Source organism: Aquiflexum sp. (genome assembly GCF_041749095.1).
In the GTDB taxonomy this organism is placed as follows: domain Bacteria; phylum Bacteroidota; class Bacteroidia; order Cytophagales; family Cyclobacteriaceae; genus Aquiflexum.
The window spans coordinates 1-5,643 of sequence record NZ_JBGTCA010000259.1; the positions used below are offsets into that span (position 1 = coordinate 1).

Sequence of the window (5,643 nt, forward strand, 5' to 3'; positions counted from 1 at the left end):
GGTGTAAAAGTCTTTTGAAGGTCTGCATCTTTATCCTGTACAGCCAAAGCCTCAGCCCAATATAACGCCAAGAAAAAATGACTGCCTCTATTGTCCAATTCCTTGGCCTTCCTTGAAGGAGATTTGTCATTTTCCAAAAACTTTCCTGTCGCTTGGTCAAGGGTTTCCGATAATACTTTTGCCCTTTCATTGGAGAATGTATCCCCTAAATGCTCCAGGGATACTGCCAAAGCAAGGAATTCACCTAAGGAATCCCATCTTAGGTGATTTTCTGCCAGGAACTGCTCCACATGTTTCGGAGCAGAGCCACCTGCACCGGTTTCAAATAAACCTCCTCCATTCATCAATGGGACTATGGAAAGCATTTTGGCACTTGTCCCCAACTCCAAAATCGGAAACAGATCTGTCAGATAATCCCTCAAAACATTTCCGGTCACAGAAATGGTATCTTTTCCATCTATTATTCTTTCCAAAGAGAATCTTGTAGCTTCTACAGGAGACATAATTTGGATTTTCAGTCCGGAAATATCATAACCAGAAAGGTACTTTTCAACCTTCTTGATCAATTCTCTATCATGTGACCGATTCTTGTCCAGCCAAAAAACCGTAGGTAACCCTGTGGCACGGGCCCTGTTCACAGCAAGTTTGACCCAATCCTGTACAGGAGCATCTTTGGTCTGACACATTCTCCAGATATCTCCTTTTTTCACATTGTGTTCAATCAAAACTTCGCCGGCTTCGGAAACAACCTGCACAGTTCCATCTGACTCCATTTCAAAAGTTTTATCATGGGAGCCGTATTCTTCTGCTTTCTGGGCCATCAATCCAACGTTGGGAACACTCCCCATTGTTTTGGGATCAAAGGCACCATGTTTTTTGCAAAAATCAATGGTTTCCTGGTAAACTCCCGCATAGGACCGATCCGGGATTACAGCTTTGGTGTCCTGTAGCTTTCCATCTTTGTTCCACATCTGTCCGGATTCCCTGATCATGGCGGGCATGGAGGCATCTATGATTACATCACTGGGGACATGCAGATTGGTAATTCCCCTATCGGAATTGACCATGGCAAGACCCGGTCTATTAGATAGGCAGGTATTGATATCAGATTGAATGGCTGCTTTTTTATCTTTGGGCAATTCATCGATTTTTGAGATTAGGTCTCCAAATCCGTTGTTTACATCCACACCTAATTCTTTCAATGTCGATTCATGTTTTTCGAAAACAGGTGCAAAAAAGACTTTAACAGCATGACCAAAAATAATAGGATCTGACACCTTCATCATCGTTGCTTTCATGTGTAATGAAAAAAGTACTCCGGATTTTTTGGCATCCTCAATTTGTTTTTTGAAGAATTCATTCAATTCTCCAACACTCAAAACAGCGGCATCTATTACTTCACCTTCTTTTAATGCCAAATTGGATTTCAGAGTTTTTTTAGAGCCGTCCGATCCAACATAAATAATATCAATTTTACCTGCTTTATCCACTGTGATAGACTTCTCACTACCATAAAAATCACCTCTTTCCATACTTGAAACATGCGTCTTTGAATCAGAAGACCATTTGCCCATAGTGTGAGGATTGTTTTTTGCATAGTTCTTTACAGCCAATGGCGCTCTTCTATCCGAATTGCCTTCTCTCAAAACAGGATTGACAGCACTTCCCTTAACCTTATCATACCTTGTTTTAATGGATTTTTCCTCATCATTTTTAGGATCATCAGGATAATCAGGCAGGGCATATCCTTTAGACTGAAGCTCTATTATCGCTTCCTTCAACTGTGGAATGGATGCGGAAATATTCGGCAATTTAACAATATTGGCAGTAGGGGTTTTGGCGATATCGCCCAATTCGGACAAATCATCATTGATTCTTTGCTCAGGATTGAGTAATTCGGGGAAAAGAGCAATAATTCTTCCTGAAAGGGAAATATCCCTGGTTTCCACTGCAATCCCTGCAGAATCAGTAAAAGCTTTTACAATGGGCAATAATGAGTAAGTGGCCAAAGCAGGGGCCTCATCGGTCAGCGTATAAAGAATTTTAGCTGTTTTAGTGGTCATTTTCTGTAATTTCAAATGTTTAACAAATTAATATTTTGAAAAAGTCATTGGAAACGATTTTTGATCCCATACCTAAGGTAAATTCCCCAAAAGGTCGGACAGTTTCAAATTTCATGGCTAAATTAATCAAAATATCTCAGTTTGAAAGTTGGATTTTGTTGATCGGCGGAATTGAAAAAAGTCAGATTGTAATAGGAAAAATAGTCAACTGGAATACATGAATGCGGGAAAATTGATATCCCAACTCATTTCAACTCAAACCGATCTCCATCCATCCATGCAGGAAACTTACTTCTATATTCCCTTAGCGTGTGTAAATCAAGTTCAACAAAAAGTATGTCTTCACTTCCTTCTGCATAAGAAAGCCTTTCACCCTTAAAATTGTATGCCGCAGAATGTCCGCAATAAGGAACGTCATTGCCATCTTGACCGATTCTGTTGACGCCGATGGAATAGCTGAGGTTTTCGACAGCCCTTGCCTGCAGCAGGATATCCCAGGCACTTATCCTTGGGCTGGGCCAATTTGCGACATAAAATATAAGGTCATATTGCATTTCGTCTCCCTCCATTTTATTTCTTGACCATACCGGAAACCTTAGATCATAGCAAATTTGAGGCATTATTTTCCAACCTTTCCATTCAAAGACCTTTCTTGTCAATCCCATGTCAAAGTGGGCGTCCTCATCTGCCATTCTAAACAGATGCCTTTTATCATAGACATCAATATTCCCATCAGGTGACAGCCAAAGTAATCTATTGAAATATTTACCTTTGTCATTGATGATCACACTTCCTGTCACTACAGCGTTTGTCCGGGCAGCCATTTGCTTCATCCATTTGGTAGTATCCAGGTTCATTGGTTCAGAGACTTCCTGTGCATCCATGGTAAAACCAGTAGTGAACATCTCCGGAAGAATGATAAGATCTACATCCTGATCCAGATTCATGAGTTTTTCTTCCAACATCGCCATGTTGGCGGTCTTGTTTTTCCAATACAAATCTGTCTGAACCAATGCAATTTTAAGCGGTGCCGGTGTATTTTGATTCATAATGATATAATCTGGTTGCTGGTTGATTTTAAAAAAGGGGAGATTCAATTGATGTCAAAGTGTAAATCGGGGATCAACGGACAGGATAGATCATCCGGTAATCAGTAGTTACCTTTCCTTTACTGATGTCAGTCAATTTGCTCTGTACCATTCTTTTTTTGAGACCCTTGAGGTAATCAATAAATAATATTCCCTCAAGGTGGTCATATTCATGCTGAATCACTCTAGCGGTCAAGCCTGAGAACTCTTCCTCTTTGAGATTCCAGTTTTCATCAAAATACTCAATGGTCAGTTTTTCGGGTCTAATGATATCCGCCCTTAGCTCAGGTATACTCAAACATCCTTCTTCAAACCCAAAATTATCTCCGTATTCATCCAGAATAATCGGGTTGATAAATGCTCTTCTCAGGCCTTTTTCCTCATCCTCTTCATCGAGCATCAGACTACTGTCAATCACAAAAAGCCGGATTCCTTTATTGACCTGAGGTGCTGCCAATCCCACACCATTGGCATGGTCCATGGTACTGAACATATCCTGTATCAGTTCCGAAAGATCTTCACCTTCCTTTATTTCTTCCGCTTCTTTTTTTAAAATCGGATTTCCGTAAGCGACTATAGGGTAAATCATATTTGTTCCAAGTAGGATTGTAAGATTATGGCGGCACTGATCTTGTCAAGATTGCCTGCTTTTTCTTTTCTGTCTTTTTTTTTGCTTCCCATGGCAATCATACTTTGCATGGCCATTTTGGAAGTATATCTCTCGTCAATTAAGACAAGTTTTTTATCAGGATAGATTTTTGATAATCTGTCCCGAAGGCCCAAAACTTTTGGTGTCATTTCATTGGGAGTTCCGTCAAGTCTTTTGGGGTAACCCAATATAATAGTGTCCACCTCCTCCTTTGTGAAGTAAGCATTTAGAAAAACAATGAGTTTTGATGTTTCAACTGTTTCCAGCGGATTTGCCAACATTTTCAGCGTATCTGTAACTGCAATACCTGTTCTTTTTGTTCCCAAATCAATTGCCAAAATTCTGCCCATCAGTTATTGCTTATTTTTTTCCTTACTTTCCTGAGAACCTCTTTTTCAAGTTCCACAGCTTTGGGAAAAAGCAAACGATCTTCAATTTGGGCATGAATGATGAGTTCTTTTTCAAAAACCTGAAGTTCGTGGTACAATACTTTCATCGAAATCGAAGCATCGGAAGGTAGAAAATAATCATTTGTCAACTTCCTGATACCTTCCATTTCATCATCATGGGCATCATGGGCTTCGGCAAGCAATGCTACGGGACTTCCTTCCAAAATATGTAAGGCATCTGCTATTCTATATTCATCTTCCTCGATTTCATGGAGTAATTTGATCCGCTGAAAAAGTTTACTTTCTTCCTCATGGATATGATGAATAAAATCATCCACAAAAAGCGGAAACATGATCCTTAGGTCAGCAAGAATATCTAAGTAAATGGGTTCTTCTACCTGAATTCCGGAAACCATATTGGATAAAAAAGGCAACTCCTGCCTCAAAAAATAATAATGCTTTCTCTTGAGATAAGAAACCAGAACTTCTATGGGGTGAAGAAATAGCTCCTCTGAAGTAGGTTCTTTTCTTTTTGCCCAGGATTCCAGTTCATCAATAAGCTGTTGGGGATTGATTTTGAATTTTTTACAGACTTCAAGCAGAGAATTCTGTTCATATTGAAAAAAACTTATTCCAAAATAATGAAGAACAGACGCAAAGACATAATTCTCAGTTACAAGGTCTTTAATTGAAGTTTTCTGAATATCTTTGGAATTCAACATAAAAACAAAATTAAATTATTTTAGCTAAATAAGGGACATAAACATTCATCTAAATTGAATTTCTTGCGTTTATAAAAACGAAATGGTTTAAAATACTGTTTAATCGTAAGTTGAATTTATTTGAACACCCAAAAAAAATTACCGCATATTTAACCGAAGGAAATTGTGAGCGAAATCAAAAACACCAAACAGCAAATCAGATTACCTTTAATCCTGGCACTTGCCATTTCGGCAGGCATCTGGATAGGAGCAACATTTGCTGAACCCAAGACAGACAGAAATGACCTGAAGGCTGCTATTTATAAACTACAGGAAATCATCACCTACATCAACCGGGATTATGTTGACAGTGTCAATACAAATGAATTGGTAGAGTTTGGGATACAAAGGATGTTGGAAAAACTTGATCCCCATTCCAGTTATATTCCCGCAAGAGATGCTTCGTTGGCCAAATCTGATCTTGATGGTGCATTTGATGGAATAGGCGTTGAATTCGGAATCATTAGGGACACCATTTATGTAGTTGCGCCATTAACCGGTGGCCCATCAGAAAAACTTGGGATTCAATCAGGTGATCAAATCATAAAGGTAGATGGCAAAACTGTGGCCGGAACAGGGATTACCAATAGAGATGTTTTTGATTTACTTCGAGGTCCCAGAGGGAGCAAAGTAGAAGTGGATATCAAAAGAAAGAACCAAAATGAACTGATCTCTTTTGACATTATAAGAGAC

The 5,643-nt window shown here is 39.2% G+C and carries 6 protein-coding genes; 1 reads left to right on the plus strand and 5 read right to left on the minus strand.

What is annotated here, in order from left to right; translation table 11 throughout:
* From ACEW8O_RS12105 to ACEW8O_RS12125, 5 genes are all read right to left on the minus strand, one after another.
* Positions 1–2,063: NADP-dependent isocitrate dehydrogenase (locus ACEW8O_RS12105; RefSeq protein ID WP_373494889.1), on the minus strand; the 2,063-nt coding region annotated here is incomplete at its 3' end.
* A gap of 245 nt (positions 2,064–2,308) precedes the next feature.
* The gene (locus tag ACEW8O_RS12110; protein ID WP_373494890.1) at positions 2,309–3,112 is read right to left on the minus strand and encodes an amidohydrolase; all 804 of its coding nucleotides are present in this window, start codon (positions 3,110–3,112) and stop codon (positions 2,309–2,311) included.
* 73 nt (positions 3,113–3,185) lie between these two features.
* A complete protein-coding gene (gene def / locus ACEW8O_RS12115) occupies positions 3,186–3,740 on the minus strand; it encodes a peptide deformylase (RefSeq protein ID WP_373494891.1) in 555 nt (184 codons plus the stop codon).
* Positions 3,737–4,150, minus strand: coding sequence for a Holliday junction resolvase RuvX (gene ruvX / locus ACEW8O_RS12120; protein ID WP_373494892.1), 414 nt, complete (start codon positions 4,148–4,150; stop codon positions 3,737–3,739). The genes def and ruvX overlap by 4 nt, the downstream gene beginning before the upstream one ends.
* Positions 4,150–4,911: a hemerythrin HHE cation-binding protein gene (locus ACEW8O_RS12125; protein WP_373494893.1), complete on the minus strand. Its 762-nt coding sequence runs from the start codon at positions 4,909–4,911 to the stop codon at positions 4,150–4,152. Before ACEW8O_RS12125 ends, ruvX begins: the two co-directional genes overlap by 1 nt.
* A gap of 165 nt (positions 4,912–5,076) precedes the next feature.
* Between ACEW8O_RS12125 and ACEW8O_RS12130 the strand changes: the two genes are divergently transcribed.
* The coding region (locus tag ACEW8O_RS12130; protein ID WP_373494894.1) for a S41 family peptidase at positions 5,077–5,643 on the plus strand (567 nt) is incomplete at its 3' end.